General features: G+C 62.0%; 1 protein-coding gene. It reads right to left on the bottom strand.

Going from position 1 to position 216, the window contains the following annotated elements; translation table 11 throughout:
- On the bottom strand, positions 1 to 209 hold a 209-nt coding region (locus AC2YHJ_RS27880; RefSeq protein WP_487399452.1), incomplete at its 3' end, for an Hsp20 family protein.
- Positions 210 to 216 lie beyond the last annotated feature (7 nt).

Genomic DNA, 216 nt, shown 5'->3' with positions numbered 1-216 from the left:
ACCTTCACGTAGTCCGCGATCTGGAACCGACGTTCGAAGGCGCGGGCGCCAATGCCGCGGTGCAGGAATTCCCGCTGCCGGTTATCGGGCTCGCGGCGCTCTCCGCTGATGAACAGGAGATTGCGCTCGGATGTTACTGACAGTTCATCTGCTGCAAACCCTGCGACAGCCAGGGTAACCCGGTACGAGTCGTCGCCTGTGCGCTCGATGTCGTAG

Source organism: Roseomonas sp. SRI_022 (genome assembly GCF_057586215.1).
The sequence above is the reverse complement of the archived record's forward strand: the minus strand, read 5'-3'. Positions and strand labels throughout refer to the sequence as shown.